The sequence below is a fragment of the Thioalkalivibrio sp. ALE30 genome (genome assembly GCF_000377465.1).
Taxonomy (GTDB): domain Bacteria; phylum Pseudomonadota; class Gammaproteobacteria; order Ectothiorhodospirales; family Ectothiorhodospiraceae; genus Thioalkalivibrio.
In genome coordinates this window covers 291729-313006 of sequence record NZ_KB898170.1, presented here as the reverse complement: position 1 = coordinate 313006, position 21278 = coordinate 291729, and the positions used below count along the sequence as shown (strand labels likewise).

At 67.9% G+C, this 21278-nt stretch carries 18 protein-coding genes; 10 read left to right on the top strand and 8 right to left on the bottom strand.

What is annotated here, in order from left to right; translation table 11 throughout:
- Nucleotides 1-96 precede the first annotated feature (96 nt).
- The 9 genes from murJ (at nt 97) to D107_RS0106345 (ending at nt 10496) form a co-directional block, all read left to right on the top strand.
- Nucleotides 97-1677, top strand: a complete 1581-nt coding sequence (gene murJ / locus D107_RS0106385) for a murein biosynthesis integral membrane protein MurJ (RefSeq protein WP_018878436.1) — start codon at nt 97-99, stop codon at nt 1675-1677.
- A gap of 54 nt (nt 1678-1731) precedes the next feature.
- A complete protein-coding gene (locus D107_RS0106380; protein WP_018881047.1) occupies nt 1732-2694 on the top strand; it encodes a bifunctional riboflavin kinase/FAD synthetase in 963 nt (320 codons plus the stop codon).
- Nucleotides 2695-2727: 33 nt separating this feature from the next.
- Nucleotides 2728-5574, top strand: coding sequence for an isoleucine--tRNA ligase (gene ileS, locus D107_RS0106375; RefSeq protein ID WP_018881046.1), 2847 nt, complete (start codon nt 2728-2730; stop codon nt 5572-5574).
- Complete coding sequence (gene lspA / locus D107_RS0106370; RefSeq protein WP_018881045.1) at nt 5574-6077, top strand: signal peptidase II; 504 nt, start codon at nt 5574-5576, stop codon at nt 6075-6077. The genes ileS and lspA overlap by 1 nt, the downstream gene beginning before the upstream one ends.
- A gap of 14 nt (nt 6078-6091) precedes the next feature.
- Entirely contained in the window at nt 6092-6526 is a 435-nt protein-coding gene (locus D107_RS0106365) for a peptidylprolyl isomerase (RefSeq protein ID WP_018881044.1), read from the top strand.
- Nucleotides 6527-6552: 26 nt separating this feature from the next.
- Entirely contained in the window at nt 6553-7503 is a 951-nt protein-coding gene (gene ispH / locus D107_RS0106360; protein ID WP_018881043.1) for a 4-hydroxy-3-methylbut-2-enyl diphosphate reductase, read from the top strand.
- Between the two features lie 177 nt (nt 7504-7680).
- Nucleotides 7681-8535 (top strand): formyltetrahydrofolate deformylase, encoded by an 855-nt coding sequence (purU, locus tag D107_RS0106355; protein ID WP_018881042.1) that lies wholly within the window; start codon nt 7681-7683, stop codon nt 8533-8535.
- Nucleotides 8536-8645: 110 nt separating this feature from the next.
- Nucleotides 8646-9491, top strand: a complete 846-nt coding sequence (locus tag D107_RS0106350) for a S1C family serine protease (RefSeq protein WP_038028714.1) — start codon at nt 8646-8648, stop codon at nt 9489-9491.
- A gap of 54 nt (nt 9492-9545) precedes the next feature.
- Nucleotides 9546-10496 (top strand): hypothetical protein, encoded by a 951-nt coding sequence (locus D107_RS0106345; protein ID WP_018881041.1) that lies wholly within the window; start codon nt 9546-9548, stop codon nt 10494-10496.
- Nucleotides 10497-10873: 377 nt separating this feature from the next.
- Here the strand turns inward: D107_RS0106345 and D107_RS0106340 are convergent, their stop codons facing one another.
- From D107_RS0106340 to D107_RS0106305, 8 genes are all read right to left on the bottom strand, one after another.
- Nucleotides 10874-11980 carry a nucleotidyltransferase family protein gene (locus D107_RS0106340; RefSeq protein WP_026280756.1) on the bottom strand — a complete coding sequence of 369 codons (1107 nt, stop codon included), beginning with the start codon at nt 11978-11980 and terminating at the stop codon, nt 10874-10876.
- Nucleotides 11977-12882 carry an HprK-related kinase A gene (locus D107_RS0106335; protein WP_018881039.1) on the bottom strand — a complete coding sequence of 302 codons (906 nt, stop codon included), beginning with the start codon at nt 12880-12882 and terminating at the stop codon, nt 11977-11979. Before D107_RS0106335 ends, D107_RS0106340 begins: the two co-directional genes overlap by 4 nt.
- On the bottom strand, nt 12879-13184 hold the full coding sequence (locus tag D107_RS0106330; RefSeq protein ID WP_018866646.1) for an HPr-rel-A system PqqD family peptide chaperone: 306 nt from the start codon (nt 13182-13184) through the stop codon (nt 12879-12881). Before D107_RS0106330 ends, D107_RS0106335 begins: the two co-directional genes overlap by 4 nt.
- A 50-nt stretch (nt 13185-13234) precedes the next feature.
- Complete coding sequence (locus tag D107_RS0106325) at nt 13235-14008, bottom strand: hypothetical protein (protein WP_018881038.1); 774 nt, start codon at nt 14006-14008, stop codon at nt 13235-13237.
- Nucleotides 14009-14262: 254 nt separating this feature from the next.
- A complete protein-coding gene (locus D107_RS0106320; RefSeq protein WP_018881037.1) occupies nt 14263-14997 on the bottom strand; it encodes a class I SAM-dependent methyltransferase in 735 nt (244 codons plus the stop codon).
- Between the two features lie 13 nt (nt 14998-15010).
- Nucleotides 15011-15733, bottom strand: a complete 723-nt coding sequence (locus D107_RS0106315; protein WP_018881036.1) for a GAF domain-containing protein — start codon at nt 15731-15733, stop codon at nt 15011-15013.
- A 166-nt stretch (nt 15734-15899) separates the two neighbouring features.
- Complete coding sequence (locus D107_RS0106310) at nt 15900-16649, bottom strand: hypothetical protein (protein ID WP_018881035.1); 750 nt, start codon at nt 16647-16649, stop codon at nt 15900-15902.
- Between the two features lie 206 nt (nt 16650-16855).
- Nucleotides 16856-20212, bottom strand: a complete 3357-nt coding sequence (locus tag D107_RS0106305) for a VanZ family protein (protein ID WP_018881034.1) — start codon at nt 20210-20212, stop codon at nt 16856-16858.
- Nucleotides 20213-20430: 218 nt separating this feature from the next.
- Here D107_RS0106305 and D107_RS0106300 point away from each other — a divergent pair, with 218 nt between their 5' ends.
- Nucleotides 20431-21222, top strand: coding sequence for a PEP-CTERM sorting domain-containing protein (locus D107_RS0106300; RefSeq protein WP_026280755.1), 792 nt, complete (start codon nt 20431-20433; stop codon nt 21220-21222).
- Nucleotides 21223-21278 lie beyond the last annotated feature (56 nt).

Genomic DNA, 21278 nt, shown 5'->3' with positions numbered 1-21278 from the left:
CGCTCTTGATTTGACCCTTGCTCGTGGCGAAGGCGGCGGTCCGGCGCGGGTGATTCAAGTACACTGCGGGGCTTTCCCGTCGGCCGCCCGCACGCGATGAACCGCCTGTTCCGCTCCACCGCCGTTGTCAGTGGCATGACCATGATCTCCCGGATCATGGGCTATCTGCGCGACATGGTGCTGGCGGTCACCTTCGGCGCCGGCCCCGCGACCGACGCCTTCTTCGTCGCCTTTCGCATCCCCAACTTCCTGCGCCGGCTGTTCGCCGAGGGCGCCTTCAACCAGGCCTTCGTGCCGGTGTTCGCCGAGTTTCGCGAGAAGCGCGGGCGCGAAGCCCTGCGCGATCTGCTGGATCACACCGCCGGCACCCTGATGACCGTGGTGACCGTGGTGACCCTGATCGGGGTCCTGGCGGCACCGGCGCTGATCTGGGTATTCGCCCCGGGCCTGGGCACCCAGGAGGCCGGGCGCGAGGATCTGGCCGCCACCATGCTGCGGATCACCTTCCCGTACCTGCTGTTCATCTCGCTGACCGCGATGGCGGCCGGCATCCTCAACAGCATCGGGCGTTTCGCGGTGCCCGCCTTCACCCCGGTGTTCCTGAATCTGGCGCTGATCGGCGCGGCGCTGTGGCTGGCGCCGATGTTCGAAGAACCGATCATGGCCCTGGCCTGGGGCGTGTTCATCGCCGGGGCCCTGCAACTCGCCTTCCAGATCCCGTTCCTGTGGCGCGCGGGACTGCTGCCCCGCCCCCGCTTCCGGCGCGCCCACGAGGGGGTGCGCCGGATCGTGAAGCTGATGCTGCCGGCGATCCTCGGGACCTCGGTGGTGCAGATCAACCTGCTGGTGGACACCCTGATCGCCTCGTTTCTGGTCGCAGGGTCGATCTCCTGGCTGTACTTCGGCGACCGCTTCGTGGAGCTGCCGCTGGCGCTGTTCGGGATCGCCATCGGCACGGTGATCCTTCCGCGCCTGGCGCGCCAGTACAACCAGGCCGACCCGGCCGCGTTCGGCCGTACGCTGGACTGGGCCCTGCGCCTGGCGATGCTGGTGGCGCTGCCGTCGATGGTCGGACTGGTGGTGCTGGCGGTGCCGATCCTGGCCACGCTGATCCAGTACCAGGCCTTCACCCAGTTCGACACCTACATGACCGCGATGGCGCTGGCCGCATATGCGCTGGGCCTGCCCGGGTTCATCCTGATCAAGGTCCTGGCACCCGGCTTCTTCGCCCGCCAGGACACGAAGACCCCGGTCAAGATCGCGATCATCGCCATGCTCTGGAACATGGTGCTGAACGGGGCCTTCGTGCTGCCGTGGTATCTCTCCGGTATGCCGGGGGCGCATGCCGGGCTGGCGCTCGCCACCTCGGCCTCCGCCTACATCAACGCCGGGCTGCTCTATCGCGGGCTGATCCGCGAGGGCATCTACCAGCCGGGCCCGGGCCTGCGCCGGCTGCGGCTCGGGCTGCCGCTGGGCCTGGCCGCGATGATCGGCGTGCTGGCCTGGCTCTCGCCCGAGTTCGGCCAGTGGACCGAGTGGTCCATCGATACACGCCTTATGGCGCTCGCGGGTCTGATTCTGGCCGGGACCGCCACGCTCGCCGCCACGCTGTGGCTGGCCGGGCTGCGTCCGCGTCACCTGTTGCTGCGCGAGTCCACGGAAGGCGCGGATCAATGATGCCCGGGGTGGCCCCGGCGGGTTATACTCGCGGTTTTGCGCGGGATCGGGGCGATGCGGCTGATTCGCGGCCTGGGGCCGGCCGACAGCAAGGCGTTCGAGGCGGCCGGCCTGCACGGCGCGGTGGTGACCATTGGCAACTTTGATGGTCTCCATCGTGGTCATCAGGCTGTTCTGGGGCGCCTGCTCGAGGCGGCGCAGGATCGCCAGGCGCCGGCGCTCCTGATGACCTTCGAACCGCTGCCGCGCGAGTACTTTGGCGCGCGGACCCAGGCCCCGGCTCCGCCCGGGCGCCTGCAGCGGCTGCGCGACCGCCTGGTCACCCTGGGCGACAGCGCCCTGGATGCCGCCTGGATCCTGCGCTTCGACGCGCACCTGGCCGGGCTGTCGGCGAACGCCTTCATGGAGGAGGTCCTGCACCAGCGGCTGGGCGCGCGGCACGTCCTGGTCGGGGACGACTTCCGCTTCGGCCGCGGACGCGAGGGCGACCAGGCCGCGCTGCAGACCGCCGGCCGACGCCTCGGTTTCACTGTGGAGTCCACCCCGACGGTGCGCGATGCCGAGGGCCGTATCAGCAGCACGCGGGTGCGCGCCGCAGCCGTCGCCGGGGACTTCGCCCGGGTGACCGAGCTGCTCGGCCGGCCCTACCGCCTGCACGGCCGGGTCGCGCATGGCGACAAACGCGGGCGCACCATCGGCTTCCCCACCGCGAACCTGCGCCTGGGGCCCTGGCCGCTGGCGCTGCGCGGGGTGTACTCCGGCTGGCTGCGACGCGCCTCCGGCGAGGCCCTGCCGGCGGTCGCCAATATCGGCTGGCGCCCGACCGTGGACGGCACCGAACAGCGCCTGGAGGCCCACGTGCTCGAGGGCCAGCCCGACCTGTACGGCGAGGCCGTGTGCTTCGAGCCGGTCGCGCAGGTGCGCGGCGAACAACGCTTCGAGGGCCTGGAGGCGCTGCGCGCACAGATCGCGCGCGACGTCGAAACGGCCCGCATGCAACTCTCCGAACTCGACTGAAACCGGCCCGCAGGGCCGATCCGGAACTCGCTCATGGCACGCAAACCGGCACCGCCGAATCCCTACAAGGACACCCTCAACCTGCCCGAGACGGCCTTCCCCATGCGCGCCGGCCTGGCGACGCGGGAGCCCGAATGGCTGGAGGCCTGGAAGACCGAGGACCGCTACCAGCGCCTGCGCGAGCACTGTGCCGGGCGGCCGCGCTTCGTGCTGGCGGACGGCCCGCCCTACGCCAACGGCTCGATCCATGTCGGCCACGCGGTCAACAAGATCCTCAAGGACGTGATCGTGAAGAGCCGCACGCTGGCCGGCTTTGATGCGCCCTACGTGCCGGGCTGGGACTGCCACGGCCTGCCGATCGAGCTGAAGGTGGAACAGAACCTGGGCAAGGCCGGGCGCGACGTGGACGCCGCGACCTTCCGCAAGGCCTGCCGGGAATACGCCCAGGAGCAGGTGGACGGCCAGAGTGCGGACTTCCAGCGCCTCGGCGTACTGGGCGACTGGGACCACCCCTACCTGACCATGAACTACCAGGTGGAGGCGGACACCGTTCGCGCGCTGGGCACGATCTTCAAGCGCGGCCACGTGCAGATGGGCGAGAAGCCGGTGCACTGGTGCGTGGACTGCGGCTCGGCCCTGGCCGAGGCCGAGGTGGAGTACGAGGACAAGATCTCGCAGGCGATCGACGTGCGCTTCCGCGTGGTCGACGACATCGACTTTCTGCGCCGCTTCGACGGCATAGACGGCTCGCGCGGCCCGATCAGCGTGGTCATCTGGACCACCACACCGTGGACCCTGCCGGCCAACCAGGCGGTCGCCCTGCACCCGGAACTGAACTACGCCCTGGTGGAGCTGGAGCACGAGCGCATCCTGCTGGCGGAGGACCTGGTCGAGGACTGCCTGGCCCGCTATTCGCTGGGCGAGGGCCGGATCGTCGCCCGCGCCAAGGGCCAGGCGCTGGAAGGCCTGATGCTGCGCCACCCGTTCCTGGACCGCGAAGTCCCGCTGATCCTGGGCGACCACGTGACCACCGAGACCGGTACCGGCGCGGTGCACACCGCCCCCGGCCACGGCCAGGAGGACTACACGGTCGGGTTGCAGTACAGCCTGCCGGTGGAAAACCCGGTCGGCCCGGACGGGCGCTTCCTGCCGGACACCCCGCATTTCGCCGGCGAGAACGTGCACCAGGCCAACGGCCATGTGATCGACGTACTGAAGGAACACGGCGCGCTGATCGTGGCGGTGAAGTTCGAGCACAGCTACCCGCACTGCTGGCGCCACAAGACGCCGATCATCTTTCGCGCGACCCCGCAGTGGTTCATCAGCATGGAGCGCGCCGAGCTGCGCGCGGATGCGCTCAAGGCGATCGCCGACACCCGGTGGATGCCGAGCTGGGGCCAGGCCCGCATCCACGGCATGGTGGTCAACCGTCCGGACTGGTGCATCTCGCGCCAGCGCAACTGGGGCGTGCCGATCCCGTTCTTCGTGCACAAGGAAACCAACCGCCTGCACCCGCACACCGCGGAGCTGGTCGAGGCGGTCGCGCAGCGCATCGAGCAGGACGGCATCGAGGCCTGGTTCCAGCTTGACCCGAAGGAACTGCTGGGCGACAAGGCCGACGACTACGTGAAGCTGAACGACACCCTCGACGTCTGGTTCGACTCCGGCGTGCTGCACTCCACGGTGGTGGAGAAGCGCCCGGAACTCGGCGGACTGCCGGTGGACCTGTTCCTGGAAGGCTCCGACCAGCACCGCGGCTGGTTCCAGTCCAGCCTGTTGACCAGCGTGGCCATGCGCGGCGCGGCGCCGTACAAGGCGGTGCTGACCCACGGCTTCACCGTGGACGAGAAGGGCGAGAAGATGTCCAAGTCGCGCGGCAACGTGGTCGCGCCGCAGGAGGTCGTCTCCACCCTGGGCGCGGATATCCTGCGCCTGTGGGTCGCGGCCACCGACTTCTCCGGCGAGATGGCGATCTCCAAGGACATCCTCGATCGCACCGCCGATGCCTACCGCCGCATCCGCAACACCACGCGCTTCCTGCTGGGCAACCTCAACGGGTTCGAACCGGCCGAGCACGCCCTGCCGCTGGACGAGCTGCTGCCGCTGGATCGCTGGATCGTCGCCCGCGCGCTGCAGGTACAGGGCCAGGTCACCAAGGCCTATGACGACTACCTGTTCCACCAGATCTACCAGCGGGTACACAACTTCTGCTCGGTGGAGCTGGGCAGCTTCTACCTGGACGTGATCAAGGATCGCCAGTACACCACGCAGGCGGATTCGCACGCCCGGCGCTCGGCGCAGACCGCGCTGTACCACGTGGCCGAGGCCCTGACCCGCTGGGTGGCTCCGATCCTGACCTTTACCGCCGAAGAGATCTGGGAGCTGCTGCCCGGCGAGCGGCCGGACAGCGTGCTGTTCGCCACCTGGTACGAGGGACTGGCCCCGCTGCCGGAGGACGCGACGTTCTCCGACGGTGACTGGGACCGCATCCTGGAGGTGCGCACCCACGTCGCCCGCGCGCTGGAACTCGCCCGCAACGAACAGGGCATCGGCGCCTCGCTGAATGCCGAGATCGACCTGCATCTGCCGGCCGACTCCGCGACGCGCGCGCTGCTGGAGCGCCTGGGCGACGAGCTGCGCTTCGTGTTGATCACCTCCGAGGCCCGTCTGGCCGAGGGCGCCGCCCCGGAAGGCGCGCATACCGCCGAACTGACAGACGGGACAGCGCTGGGCGTGGTGGTGCACAAGAGCGAACAGCCCAAGTGCGTGCGCTGCTGGCACCGCCGTCCGGATGTCGGCGAGCACGCGCAGCACCCGGAACTGTGCGGACGCTGCGTCAGCAACGTGGAAGGCCCGGGCGAGACCCGGCACTTCGCCTGATGCAACTGCGGGGTTCCGGTCTGGGCCCGGGGCTGCTGATCGCGGCCGCGATCGTGGTCGCGGACCAGGTCACCAAGGTCTGGGCGGAGCACGCGCTGACGCTGTTCGCCCCGGTCGAGGTGACGAGCTTCTTCAATCTGTCGCTGGTCTACAACCCCGGTGCGGCCTTCAGCTTCCTGGCCGGCGCCGGGGACTGGGGCCGCTGGCTGCTGACCGGCATCGCCGTGGTGATCGGGCTGCTGATCATCGGCTGGCTGGCCCGCCTGCCGCGCCGGGCGTGGTGGTCGGTGACCGCCCTGGGCCTGGTACTGGGCGGGGCCGTCGGCAACCTGATCGACCGCGTGCGCTACGGCGCGGTGGTGGATTTTCTCGACTTTCACTGGGCGGGCTATCACTGGCCGGCCTTCAACGTGGCGGACATGGCCATCGTGGTGGGGGCGATCACGCTGATCGTGGCGACCTTCATCGAGGGTGACCACAGCCATTCCGAACACAAGCACTGAACACGGGAGCACGCATGACCACGGCCACCAAGGGCGCGCACATCGAGATGCACTATCGCCTGATCCTTGAAAACGGCTTTGTAGTGGACGGGACCGGCGACGAACCCATTACCCTGGAGATCGGCTCCGGCGAGATCCTGCCCGGCCTGGAGGATCTGCTGGTCGGGCTGGAGGCCGGCGACCACCGGGAATTTGCGATCGAGGCCGGCGTCATGTTCCCGTTCCGGGATCAGGCGGCGGTGCAGCGCATGCCGCGCTCGCAGTTCCCGGATGACCTGCCGCTGGAGGTGGACTACATCTACGAGTTCAACAGCCCCTCCGGCGAGGCCGTCCCCGGCCGTATCGAAGCGGTGGAGGACAACACCGTGACGGTGGATTTCAACCACCCGCTGGCGGGGCAACACTTCACCTTCGAGGTGGATGTGGTATCCGTACGGGAGCCACAATAGGTCGCGACCGACCGCAGGAGAACACCATGAGTATCCAGGCCCAGCTCGCCAATCCGCGCGGCTTCTGCGCCGGGGTGGAACGCGCCATCGAGATCGTGGAACGCGCCCTGGAGATCTACGGCGCGCCGCTGTACGTGCGCCACGAGGTGGTGCACAACCGCCACGTGGTCGGCCGCCTGACGGATGCGGGCGTGCGCTTCGTCGAGGAACTGAGCGAAGTGCCCGACGGTCAGGTGGTGATCTTCTCCGCGCACGGCGTGCCGCGCCGCGTGCAGCAGGAGGCCGAGGATCGCGGCCTGACCGTGTTCGATGCCACCTGCCCGCTGGTCACCAAGGTGCACCTGGAGGTAGCACGCTACGCCCGCGAGGGTCGCGAGGTCGTGCTGATCGGCCACGCCGGGCACCCCGAGGTCGAGGGCACCATGGGCCAGTTCGACGACTCCCGGGGCGGCTGCATGATGCTGGTCGAGACCATCGCGGACGTCGAGAATCTCGAGGTCGCGAACCCGGACCGCCTGGCCTTCGTGTCCCAGACCACGCTGTCGATGGACGACACCGCCGGCATCATCGATGCCCTTACCGCGCGCTTCCCGAAGATCGAGGGCCCGCGCAAGATGGACATCTGCTACGCCACCCAGAACCGTCAGGACGCGGTGAAGGACCTGGCAAAGCAGTGCGATCTGCTGCTGGTGGTCGGCTCGAAGAACAGCTCGAACTCCAACCGCCTGAGCGAGATCGGCGCCCGCATGGGCGTAGCCTCCTACCTGGTGGACGGTGCCGCCGACATCGACCCCGCCTGGCTGGAGGGCAAGAGCCGCATCGGCGTCACCGCCGGCGCCTCGGCCCCGGAGGTCCTGGTCAACGAGGTGCTCGACTTCCTGCGCGGGCACGGCGTCGACACCATCTCCGAACTGTCCGGCCGCGAAGAGACCATCACCTTCTCCATCCCCTCCGGCCTGCGCCGCGAATCCGCCTGACAGGACGATCTACAGGAAGACAAGAAGATTTGAAGAAAATTGGATTGGGGCGCGCCGGACACACCCGCCGTTGCTGGCATATCCCCGAACGTCAGGGGTGCCGCACTCAAAAAAATCCTTCCTGTCTTCCCGACTTCCTGTTAACCGCTCGTGACCTGATTCAGGACTCCAAACGACATGGATGATCGACCGCGTTTTCGGCTGAGTATTCGCTGCCCGGATCAGCACGGGATCGTCGCGCGCATCGCCAACGCGATCGCCAACACCGATGGCTGGATCACCGAGGCCGCACAACACACCGATGCCGAGGCCGGCTGGTTCTTCATGCGCTGGGTATTCTCGCTGCCCGTCGATGCCGAGCCCGCCCTGCGCGAACGCCTGGACGAGCTGGCCCTCGATCTCGGCATGGACTGGTGGCTGGCCGCAGCCGAAACGCGGCCGCGCGTGGTCCTGATGGTCTCGCGCGAGCCGCACTGCCTCAGCGACCTGCTGGCCCGCTGGAGCAACGGCGAACTGCCGATGGAGATCCCGGCGATCCTCTCCAACCATCGTGACCTGGAGCCGCTGGCCCGGTGCTACGGCATCCCGTTCGAGCACATCCCCGTGCCGCGCGAGGACCGCGAGACCGCCTTCGCTACCCTGCAGGCGCGACTCGCCGAACTCGCGCCCGACGCCATCGTACTGGCGCGCTACATGCAGATCCTGCCGCCCGCGCTGTGCGACGAATACCCCGAACGCATCCTGAACATCCACCACAGCTTCCTGCCGTCGTTCATCGGCGCACGGCCCTACCACCAGGCCTTCGCCCGCGGCGTTAAGCTGATCGGTGCGACCTGCCACTACGTCACCGAGGACCTCGACGCCGGCCCGATCATCGAACAGGACGTCACCCGCATCCGCCATGACGACGGCGTGCAGGACCTGATCCGCAAGGGCCGCGACGTCGAACGATGGGTCCTCGCCCGCGGCCTGCGCTACCACCTCGAAGGCCGCGTCCTCACCCACGGCAACAAGACCATCGTCTTCAACTGAACATTCGGCTTAACGCCTCCGCCGGCCACTACCCGCGTCACCTAACGCACTGCCACCACGATCGGAGACGCCTGGCCTAGACTTGGACCATCAACCGGCGGGGGTGGCCCATGAACAATACGACGAGCACGCGATCCGGCCTCTTGTCACCGGCCTCTGCGCCATGCACCCGCCCGCGCAAATGGCGGACGCTGAAGGCCCTGGCCGCGGCCAGTCTTCTGGCCCTTCTGGTCGTCCAGCCCCCGGCCGCGGCCGATGCGCTGCCCGACACCATCGAGCGCGTCAAACCCTCGGTGGTCAGCATCGCCACCCACCAGCCCGCGCGCAGCCCCCGGGCCCATTACCTCGCCACCGGCTTTGCGGTTGGCGACGGTAGTCTGATCGTCACCAATCACCATGTGATCCCGACGTCCCTGGATCACGAGAACCGCGAACAACTCGTGGTGGTCAGCGGCGAAGGCCGTGACACCTCCATCCACAGCGCGGAACTGGTGGCCCATTCGGCGGACGACGACCTGGCCCTGCTGCGGATTGCCGGGCCCCCGCTGCCACCCCTGCAGCTGGGATCCTCCGATGCCGTGCGGGAAGGCGAACAACTGGCCTTTACCGGCTTCCCGATCGGCATGGTCCTGGGCACCTATCCCGCGACCCATCGCGCGAGCGTGGCGGCGCGCACCCCCATGGCGATCACCGCCCGGCGCTCGAGCGAACTGAGCGAGGCGCGCATCCGGCAACTGCGGGCCGGCGCACCCATGGTGTTTCAGCTGGATGCCACCGCCTACCCCGGCAACAGCGGGAGCCCCGTCTACCGGATCGACAGCGGCGAAGTCGTCGGCGTGATCAATCAGGTCTTCGTCCAGGGCGGACGCGAGGCGGCGGTCGGCCACCCCAGCGGGATCAGCTACGCGGTGCCAGCGGACCGGATTCGTCCGCTGCTGGCAAACGCCCGGGAGTAACCCATCGACGCCCGCACACGTCACGGCAGGCCCTGCCCGGTAGAACGCACGCCCATGGCCGCGCCCCCTCTCGACGCCCCCCGCGTCTTTCGTCAGATCCACATCGACGTGGCGCGCAACGCCACCGATGACTTCAATCCGTTCCATGACGGCGACAAGTGGATGCGGATCCGCGGCAACCCGTTTGGCGGCCCGATTGTGCTGGGCTTTCAACTGGAATGCCTCGCCGAGGCCCTGATCACGCAGGTACGCCAGGCGGAGGGCGACAGCGAGAACATCCGCGAACGGCCATTCCGGAACTACCAGTTCACCTTTGCCGGGGCCCTGCGCCCGGACGAGGCCCTGACCACCGTGGTCAAGCCCACGAACCGGCGCATGGACGAGGCGGGACGGCCGCAACTGTCGAACCGCATCGCGATGCGCACATCCGGCGGTCTGGTGCTGCTGGGACACGTGCGCGACACGGCCACCCCCCGCGCGCTGCCGGACGCGGCACTGCCCCTGCCCGCGGGGTTCGACCTCGACCGGCTCGAGGACCGCCGCGAACTGCCGGACAACGGGTGGTTCCACAAGCGCAAGTTCATGACCAACAGCAACGCGAAGAATCTGCTGTCGGGTTCGCTCGTGCGCCAGGCGGACTACTTCGACGAGCTGGAGGACCGGGTCAACTTTCCCGACATGTTTCCGGCATCCCTGATCTCCTGCGCGCTGCTGGAGAAGGCCCATGCCGATGGCCACGATTTCTATCGCGACCCCATGATCTATACCGCGCATCACATCAGCGTCGACCAGCGTCTGGCGCGCGCCCTGCGCAGCGCCGATGCCCTGCATATGCTGGTGAGCCCGGCCGAACACGTGGACACCTCGGATCGCGGCCTGGCCGGCTCCGAGATGGCACAGCAGCGCTACCGCTGCCTCGGCCTGGTGGCCGGCCCACGCGTCCTGTTTCGCGCCGAGCTGCTCCTGGCACCCCTAAGCGTAGAGGCGGACCCCGCTACCGGGTAAAGGCCCGCTGGTCGGGTAGACGGGCGGCGGTCGAGCTGCGGGTTCGGGAGCGCGCGGACCTCAGGGAGACGCTGATTGAATCGCACGTCCGCGTTGGTGCCCCCCGGTTCTTCGAGACAAAGCGTTCCGAGACAAGGCGCGTCGTGCAGCGGGTAGTGGTTCTACCCGCAAGCGGCGCAACGCAGGATCGGGGAACTTGGGGTGCCAACCCCACAAGCTAGTGAAAGTCGGGGCTCGGCCGCCCGTTGTTGATCAAAAACGGGCGCGGGAACGGCGTTGCGGTTCCCTTGTGCAGAATGACTGCACCGCAGTCACCGCGCCTTGTTCGCACGCAAAAGCGACTCGAGCGCGGACGTGCGATTCAATCAGCGTCTCCCTCAGGGTTCGGGCCGTTCCCGCTTCCCCTTGCGCTGGTCCTTGACCGCCTTGCGCACCAGATGAGGCAGGAGCAGGTGGAGCGGCATGCGCAGGTAATGGGAACGCACGTACAACAGCCAGCGCGCGGCGCCGGACCCGACGCCATCGCAGCTCCAGTGATGGGGTATCAGGCCGCGACGGAACAGCCCGTCCATCAGCCCACGCAGAGGCGCCGACGGGCGCGCGCGGGCCAGGGCCGCGAAGGCCGAATCGGGCACGGGAGTCTGCAGGAATTCGCGGCCATAGCGCAGGGCGTAGAAGAGCGGGCGTGCCAGATCCATCTCGAAGGCGCGCGCCGTCAGCCGCTCCCAGAAACCCGGATCCTCGGCCACAAAGTACCGCAGCAGCGCATCCAGATCGGCCAGGTCCCGCAGCCCGTTCTCCAGCTCGCCGTCGTGGAACAGGTGCGTCGCGCTGTGCAGGACCATGTCCACCGGAGCCGGGATATACACACCCGGATAGTCGTCGAGCGGCAGCGCCGCCTGCCACAGAAGATCCGGGTCGGGATGCAGCCGCGCGGTCGGCGGCAGGATGGTGTGGTGCACGTCCAGCACGCTCTTGCGCTGGATATGCGTGAGCGGCGGCAGTTCGTGCATCCACTGGCGGTAGTACCGCTGGTCATAGGCATCGTAGCCCTCGCAGACCCAACCCTGGACAAACAGGTGCTGCTCCGCCTGCTCAATCCGCGCCTGCGGGACGAGGATGTCGACATCGGAGAACTGACGCCCCGGGGCGCAGGGCAAGCCCGCCATGACATAGGCAGCGCCCTTGAGCAGCATCACCGGGATCGCCTCGGGCGCCAGGGCCTCGTGGATCCGCGCCACCTCCCAGCGGACCATGGCGTGCTGACGATCCGCCAGGACTCGGGCCGCGTGCAGGTGCCGTCGCGGCGCCGGCGGCACCTCGGGCAGTGTCCCGGCCTCCTCGATCAATGCATGCAGCCGCCCTTCCAGGGAGGCCACCCGCGCCACCCGCACCAGCAGGTCCCAGTCCGCCAGCGAAAGCCTCCCGGCCGACTCCGGAGCGCCCAGGACCGCGAGCAGTTGCGTCAGCACGGAGGATGTCACGCGCCCCCCGCGGTCAGGTCGTTCAGCAGCCCCAGGGTAGCATCCAGATCCGCGTACTCGAGCTCGATGCACGCACTCTGCTCGATCAGGTCGGCCGCGGCCTCGAAGCCCGCGGCCCCCACCACGCTGTAGTTGAACGACGACCCGACCAGCCGCTGCAGGGCCGCGGCCCGGTCCAGCGGTGCAAGGTGGTCGCGGCCCCCCGCGGCAAAATGCGGGAAGACCAGCCAGGCCGGTCGCGCCGGGTCGTGCATCTTCTGAATACTCGCATCCGGCGGTCTCAGATGCGCCACGGTCCCCTTGCTGGTGTCATGCGAGGCGGGCCCGATGACCGCCTGCGGGTAGCGCTCGCGGATCAGGTCAATGGCGGCATTCTTCAGGCTGACCGGGCGCGGCAGGGCCACCAGCTGCCCGTCCGTCAGGGAAAGCAGGGCGAATTCGTCCGACAGCAGGCGCCAGCCGGACAGGGTCAGCGCGGCGGTCAGCGTGCTCTTCCCCGCCCCCGGCTCGCCCGGCATCACCAGCGCCCGACCGTTACGTTCAAGCACCGCCGCGTGGATCATCAGGAAGTCGTGGGCGTGCTGGGCAATGCACCAGTTCAGCCCCCACTCGAACAGCGGGTAGGCATGGGCGTGCGGCAAGGGGCGAAAAGGCGAGCGACCATCGAGAAAGAAACGCGCCTGCGGCCGCCAGACCGCGCGCAGGCCGGAGGACCCCGCGAGGGTGACGTGGAAGTCGGCAAACGGCGCGCTGCCCGCCGGCAGCACCTGCCGGTCATAGAACAGAGCCACCGCGCGCGCGATCCGGTCCAGCCGCGACCGCAAGCGCACCACAAAGGGCCCCACCTGGATGGCCAGGCCGGCGTCCCGCAACTCGGCCCTCAGGTCCGGGTGCCCCGTCACGCCTCCCGCGACTCCGGCACACGACGGACCAGATCGTGCTGGCGCAACTGGCTCAGGCCGGCCTGCATGGCATCCTCCAACTCCCCCTCCGCGGCGTCGTAGCGCTGTTCAAGGTACTCGAACAACGCCTCCGGCGTCATCGGACCGCCCTGCAGGGCCTGAAAAAGATCGGCCAGGGGCGGCTGCAGCACGTGGGTGGCACCACAGCGCTGGTCGTAGACGACCACCGCCTCGCCCCACGCCCGCACGTGAGCGGCGGGCAGCGGGATCAGCGCCAGGGGAGTCTCTTCAGAAACGGACACGCGGACCTCGCGGACCGTGTGGGCTGATGTACCGGGCACGGCGCCGGGGGTCAGCGATTGCGATTGCCCTGCAGGTTGGATTGGCTGGTGCGCACTTCCACGCACACACCCTGCTCGTTGCGCGAGTATCCATCCTCGCAGTCGCCCTGGCTGTTGATTGGGCAGAAGCGCTCGTTCATGTAGACGAAGACGTTCTTCACGGCCGTGTACTTGTCCGCGTCATCGCGGGCCATGGAATAGGCCTTCACCACCTCATCCACCGAGGCGCCAAAGTCGATCGAGGTGCAGGCCGCGTTCAGGACCGCGCCCACCGCATGCCAGTCCAGCGAGCCACTGCACACGCCACTGGCCTGCAGCACCTCCATCAGCGACGGCGAGCCACTCAGACACTCCGGCTTGTAGCCGAACACCGACTCGAAGGAGGTCGCGCCACCGGGATGCACCGTAGCATCGAAGCGGCGGCACTGACTACCCGGGGGATTGGTCTCGTGGCAGGTCCCCGGGGAGTAGCCGGTGCAGTCCCAGGCGAACCAGTTGTTCTTCCAGAAGCCCGGCGTGCAGCCATCGCCCTCGGTGCACTCGTGGTCGATATTGGAGACGTTGGCGGAGAAGATATTGCCCGACAGCGAGCACTGGCCCTGCGCACCCCAGACCGACTTGGCGGGGAGGGACACCAGCATCGCGCCACCCAGGCCGGCGGTGGTCAGACGGCGGCGGGTCCGGCTGCGCGGGCCGGCTGAAGCCTCGTCCCGATCCACGGGGCTGCCGGACGGATCCTCGCCCTCCGGGCCATGGCTGTGGTTCTGATCGTGTTCGTCGCTCATTCTTGCCTGCTCCAGGTCCGTCCCCGGCGTCACGCCGTTCGCGCCAGGGCACCCGCCTCCACCCGCACCGGGGGAATTTCGGGGCACACTGCAATCAGACGCTTTCTACCAAGAGTTAGCAAGCGCAATGCCACTCCATCGAATAACGGGTAACTCACTGATATCGAGGGCCGCCTCACCAGACCTCGAGTTCGCAAGGGAGCTCGTCGCCGCCAAGTGCAAAATTTCCCGACAGGGGCCGGACGACTGGCGCATCACGCCCTGCGCAAGCGCAGAATGAACGAATGGCTCAGCCATGCCCCGGCGACCGGCACCGTCTGCAGCACGCCACGGGTGGCCCGGTTCTCCAGCAGTGGCTGCAGGCGCGCGAGACGCCCGGGTGCCAGCGGCAACCAGTCCAGTTCCAGCGCCACCAGACCCTCGGCCTCGGCGGTGGCACGCAGGGCGGCGGGATCGTCGTAGCGCAAATGCGGCGGCCGGCCCCGGCGATGGCGCCGCCACTCCCGAAGCGCCGTGGGCAGACACCGCAGGTTCAGCGCATCGACCCAGGCCTCGCCACCGGGACGCAGGACCCGCCGGATCTCGGCCAGTGCCGGCGCAGGCTCCGACAACGCCTGCATTACGCCAAAACAGAGTACCCCGTCGAACGCGGCATCCGGCAGCGGGAGCTGCTGGATATCCGCCGCCAGCCACGGGATCGTCGGATTGCTGCGATCCCTCGCCTTCGCCAGGGACGGGGTGGAGTAGTCCAGCCCCCACACCGCATGACCCTGCGCATGCAGCATCCGCGTGTAGGTACCCGCGCCACAGCCGATATCGAGCCAGCGTCCGGGCGCATGGGCCGCGTCCCGCCAGAGACGCTCGAACTGCCGCACGCGGCTGTTCAGGCCGGTCGGCGTCCAGCCGGCGATCCCGGCGTCATCCTCCAGGCTCGCTCCGCGTTCGAGGAAACGCTGGCGCCAGCGGCGCTCGAATCCGGTGTCCTTCATGGCACCCTCGCCGTCATTCCCGCCCCTCGCTCACCTGGCCGATCAGTTCGGTCGCGGCCGTCAGCACATGATCGCGGGAAAACCCGGCGCGGCTCATCTCGTCGTACAGCGTGCGCGCGAGCAACCGGGCAACGCGCTCCGGTGCGTGGGTAATGGGCCCCGTCGCCGCTCCCGGCTGACGGGCCAAGGCCATCTGGGTAAAGCTGGTGCGCAGCAGCCCCTTCAGCCGATGGACCAGTACGGACTTGGCCACCACCAGCGCCAGGATCGACGCCATGCGCAGATCCTCCTGCGTCAGCCGCCGCTGATCACGCGGGGAATCAATATTGATCACGCCGATCACCTCGCCATCGAGCACCACCGGCACCGCGATCACGTCGACCGCCTCCACCTCGTGGCAACGGCGGGCGTCGCCGGCAAATTCGGAATGGTGGAGATCGTTGATCAGGAGTCCTTTGCCGGATGCGGCGACCTGTCCCGCGATGCCAGTCCCGAAACGCTGGGACTCCCCGTAGGCCTGCGGCACAAGCACCCCCTGGTGCGCCTCGACCCGGAGACGCGGTTCACCGGTCTCCGGATCCTGTTTGACCAGCATGATCGAGCAATGCCGGCAGTCCATGGCGTGGCCCACCAGGACCGTCAACTGGTGCAGCCCCTTCTCCATGGACTCGGCTTCTTCAACAAACCGGGCCAGCTCGAGCAGGTGCTCGTCAAACGCCTCGAAGGCCTTGTTCATCTCCCGGGATCCAAGGAAGGTTGGTCAAACGAGAGTAGCAGGTGGGATTTCCGGACAGATACCCGCCTTGGGGCAAGTCGTCTGCGCGAACGTGAGCCCGATACGAAAAACCCCCGGTCTGGCGAAAGCCAGCACCGGGGGTTGCCAGGGGCAGACTAGGCCGGTGTCAGGCCGTGCCAGCGCCGGGGCGCCGGCGCCCCACACCCCAGGCCATCAGCGCGAGCATCCCCAGGCCCGTGCCCAGCATCCACGCACTGCCCGGCTCAGACACCGCAGTCGGATCTCCCACCTGGACATTGATCCAGGTTTCCGCCACCGGACGGGCAACGCTCTGCGTGGTTTGCAGTTCGAGAGACTGGCTAAACGCGGCTAGCCCGAAGCTGTAGATGCCCTCCGCGAAGGGGTCGAACGGGTCATTCCCTTGTGAACCCGCCAGGGTGTTCACCCAGTCGAAGCCGAGATTCTGCGAGCCCTGCGTAACGCCCTCCAGGCTTCCCAGCTGCAACGTGCTGATCTGGCCGGGCACGGTCTCGAAATACAGCTCGAAAGTCAGCGGCGCGCCTGTCATGAAACCGGCGCCGGGATCGATGTAGAAATTGAAGTTCCACAACGACAGACCGGACCCGAAATCCGAGTCGTAGGTCGGGTCGCTGATGCCGGGCTGCGCGAAAAACGTGCCCGCGCCGTCGTTGGTGACCTCGGGCGAACCGAAACGCTGCGCCGCGGAGAGGCCCAGCAGGCCGGGGGCCTCCGCCGTCTCGAACGGGGTTTGGGCAACGGAATCGTTGGGGATGCCACTCCCTCCGAAATCAGCGTCCGGCAACGCACCAAAGAACTGGTAGGTCGGATCGACCGTCGCAGCGTGGGCGGAGACTGACAGCAGCGCCAGCGGTACGATCAGAAGTGCCTTTTTCATGGGTCGCGTCCCTTGGTCGGTGTTCCGAGGCATTGGCCCGACCCGCAAGCAATCACGATGCCACCCGCGATAGGCCGCTGTTTTTTAACAACACGCTCCGGGTGTTCCGTCACCGATACACACCACGCACCTGGCTGCGTAAAAAAATCGGACACCCCACCGACTGCCCATCCGTTCAGGCCTGTCGAATAATCCAGACATTGTGTTCAACCGGCACCCCGCGGGTCTGAATCGGCCGGCATCCGGGCCCGAGTCCGGCTTTCTTCCTCGACGTGCATGATGGCGGAGGCCACCCCCAGCAACAGCACCAGATAGAACAACAGCGCGATACGCGGCGAGAAGAACAGCGTACTGAACAGGCCAATCGCCAATGCCCCCGCCAGCGCGGCCGCCATGGCCAGCGCCACTGCATCGCCCCTCAGCCCGCGCCGTATCAGCATTGCCAGGGCGGCCAGTGTCAGCCAGACGAAGGCAACAAGGCCCAGCCAGCCCTGATCGAAATAGAGCTCCAGCCACTGGTTCTCGACCCGCCAGGGCCAGAGGTGATCCGTGGTGAAATACCAGTGACGCCCCAGATGCCGGAAGTCGCCGTTCGCCACGTACTCGCGACCGTCCAGGCCCCGGAGCTGAACGTTGTAAAATTCGACGACAGACTGCTGCCGCGCATCGACCGCCAGCGACAGCACGAGCCCGCGCTGGAACGGCCACGGGCGGGACTCCATCGGATCGAGATCGAAGGTCCATTCAACCGTCTGGCGCGCGCCCCCCTCCAGTTGCACCCCTTCGCTGCGACAGGCGAACGAATGGCGGATGGGCTTCTCGCAGAGGAACAGACGAAAACCCGCGGGTCGGGCGCTGGCCGCTTCAACCGTCATGCGATAGACACCCTCCCGCGGCAGGTCCACCCGCTGATTGACGAACAGCGAATCGCCGCCGCCCAGCTGCAGGCGCGGCTCACCCTCTTCGCGGGTAAACGCCAGGTTGCCGGGCAGGCGCCCGTCGCGGTTCCCGGTGCGATAGTGCTCGGGGAAACTGCCGACGCCCCGACCCAACAGGGGAGCCAGCGGCCCGCCACCGGGCAATTCGAGCGCGGCCTGCCAGTGATCCACGCGACTGCCGAAGTCGCGCTCGATCTGACCCAGACGCTGTTCGGCGAATCCGCCCAGGGTCGTGCCCGCAATCAGGGCGATCGCTGCGGCCGACAACAGCACGCCGATCAGCGCCCCGCCGCGCGCCCGAATGCGCCCCTGCAGCGCCGCCAGCAATACCCCGCCGGCGAGCACCACCACCGCCACGACCAGCCCCAGATAGCCGCCGCGGGAGTAGGTCATGGCCACTGCATAGGCCGTCCCCACCGCCAGCGCAGCCGCCCCGGCGAGCATCAGGCCGGGACGCTGCCGCCAGCACCAGACCAAGGCCAGCGGAAAGGCCAATACCAGGAAGCTCTCGATACTGGGGCCACCGGCCTGCATCTCCGAGAACAGGCCGGAGAGCCGGTAGCCGCTGTCGAAATCCAGCAGCCCGGGGTAGGTGATCCGTTCGCGCACCACGAAGGCCAGCTGCGCCAGCAGGGCCAGGGCCACGCCTGGGAGGAACCAGCGCGTCACCTGCTCCCGAACCGGAATGGGCGCCACGCGCAACACCGCCAGCAGCACCACCGCCCACAGCAGTCCCTTGGCCACCCGCAGCGCATTCCATTCGTGGGCAAAGTGCACCGCTGCGCCGGGGTTCCAGCCTCCAGGCGGCCACAGGGCCAGCCCCAGGCCGACCAATGTGGAAACGACCAGCAGCCCCAGTGGCCAGCGGATCCCGCGCGGCAGCAGCGATACGCCCGCATGCAGCGCATGGGGCCCCCGCCACAGGGCCACGGCCAGACTCATCAGCAGGAACAGATCCAGCTCGGAGACGAACAGGCGCCCGTGGTAGAGGGTCAGGTCCAGCGTGGCCAGCAGAACCGGGATCACGACCAACCAGGCCTGCGGGCGCCAGGCCAGCAAGGCGGCGTAGGCCAGCAACCCCGCGGCCAGCGCGACCGGCGCCACCGGCGCCACCGGCCAGGTCACCGCCGCCAGCACGGCCACCAAAGCCAGGAGACCGCCAAGGGCCTGCCGCAACCGCTGCAGAGAGCCCTCGACGGGGCCGGGAACGCTCGGTCCCGGGGCTGCATTGCGGGGCTCGTCTCGCGACGCGACGGCCGGTTGCGCGACACCCGCCACGCTCGCGCGTTCCAGCCACTGCAGTGAGGCCGCCATGAGCCCGGCCGCCAGCCCGGCCAGGACCAGGCTGGCCGGGTCCGGTCGGGCACCGTCCACAAACAGCTTGGCGGCCTCGACCGCCAGTGCCAGCGCACCCCCCGCGACGACCGCCAGCAGGTTCAACGCGGCCGGTTGCAGTGGATGACGCAACTGCCAGAGCCAGACCAGCATCCCCAGAGGCGCGTACATGGCCAGGTGCAGCGCGGTACTGCGCAGGGCGTGGATCTCGTCCACGTGGTAGTGGTAGTAGAACGGCCACAGGTTCAGGTCGGCCCACTGGGCACGGACCGCCTCCCCGTCGGCGTGAAACGCACCGAAGCCGTGGTTGAGTGCGACCAGCAGCAAGGCATAGGCGACAGCGCCGGTCACAAGCAACGGGGTGGCGAACTGCTGCAGCGTCCGGATCACGCCATGGGGATGCGCGGGCAGGCGCCGGAACAGGACGAGGCCGATCCCCATCCCCAGTGCCCGCAGCAGCACGGAACGTCCTTCGGCAATCCCCGACAGAGTCGCCAGATTCAACAGCTCCAGCAGGCCCGCCAGCAGCAGGGCCAGGGGAATCCCGGCCCCTAGCAGCGAAGCTCCGCGCCGCTGCAGCCAAAGCGCCAGGAGCAAGCCCACCGGTACACTGACCACCACCTCCAGCGTCAGCCAGCTGATACAGCGGAGACCACCCGTGCAGGCGCCGGCCGCCACCCACCAGCCCCAGGCATCCGATGCCAACCGGGCCCGCAACTCGTCCGCGGCCAGTACAAAGTCAAAGGGGACGAAGCCAACCAGCACGTAGAGCGCGGCATAGACCACCAGGCCGGCGGTCAGGGTCTGCGCACCCGCGCCTTCCAGCACCTGTCGCCAGCGCACCAGCGGATTGCGCAGGGCCAGCCAGGCGAGCGAACCGGCCACGGCCCCGGAAAAGTTACCGGCAATATCGGCGCCCGCGGGGTGCCGATAGGGCAGCCAGACCTGCAGGAACTCCACGCTCGCCGTAACCGCCAGCCCCAGGGCCGCCACAAAGGTGAACACCGCAAACGCCGTCAGTCGATTACGGCGGCCATGGGTCAGCCAGGCGGTCCAGAAGAACCCCAGCGGCAGGAACATCAGGGCATTGGCCATAAACTGCTGGCGGCCGCTGGTCCCGGGGCCGGTCAGGCTCATGCCCCGATAGACCTCCCAGGCACGCTCCAGACTCATCGAGCCGAATTCGAACGGCAGCAGCGTCAGATAGATCGCCGCCCCCAGCGACAGCCAGGCCCACAGCGCACAGGTGCGCAGAGACAAGGGCTCGTCTGCATTCGCCATCGCGTTCATGCGGCGCTCGGGGATGGGGCCGGGTCATCACTGTATACCCGGTGGAGTCCGCGGAGCAGTAGCGCACAGGAATCGCGACAAGCGTCACGAACCTTTACACCGGCAAGGCCGAACCCGCTCGCGTGCCCCGTTGAACACCCACAAGTCAGTCACTTGCGGAGCAATGGCACAATTTCTGCCTTGGCCGGGGCCCAGGATGTCAACAAGGGAGTCGCAGCATGAAAGGACCACTCGCTATTGCACTGATCGCCGCGGGCGCGATGCTGGCTGGAACCTCGGCCCAGGCCGCGTTCATCACTTATTTCGGAGAGGACCTGAACAACTCGGCGACCGTTCCATTGTCTGAGACCCCCAACTCCGATGCGGCCGAAAGCGCCTTTCTCGGGTCGCTCAGTGGCGTCGGGACCGAGGACTTCGAAGGCTTTGCCACGGGGACCACTGCGCCACTGAATCTGACCTTCCCCGGCTTCGCTGGTGGCACGCTTGACGCAACCCTTACGGGGGACGGCCGCATCAAGACCGTCTCCGAGGGCAGCGCCTTCTTCGGTCGTTATTCCGTATCCGGCACCAACACCTGGCGGGCCGATGCGACGGGAGACGACGGATTTGGCGTGGACTTCGGGCAGGACATCGCCGCCTTCGGGTTCTACGGGATCGACATCGGGGATTTCGGCGGGCAGCTGCTGATCAATTTCAACCTGAGTTCGGGAGGCGTCCACCAGGAAACCGTCCCGCACACCGTGGGATCCGGCGGGTCTACGGACGGCTCGGTCTTCTACTTCGGCGCAATCGCCTCAAGTGAGGACTTCCTGTTCACTTCGCTCGACTTTGACCTGGTCGAAGGCCCGCAGACCGACATCTTCAGCTTCGACAACATGACCATCGGTGAACTCGAGCAAGTTGAGCGAGAGCCCGTTCCCGCGCCGGGAACGCTGGTGTTGTTTGCCAGCGGTTTGCTGGTAGCCGGATCGATGCTCTGGCGCCGCAAGCAGTCCGACAGCGGCAGCTGAAACATCCACCACGGAGATCTTCGACGGGCGCTGCGCCACCCGTCGAAGATCGTTTC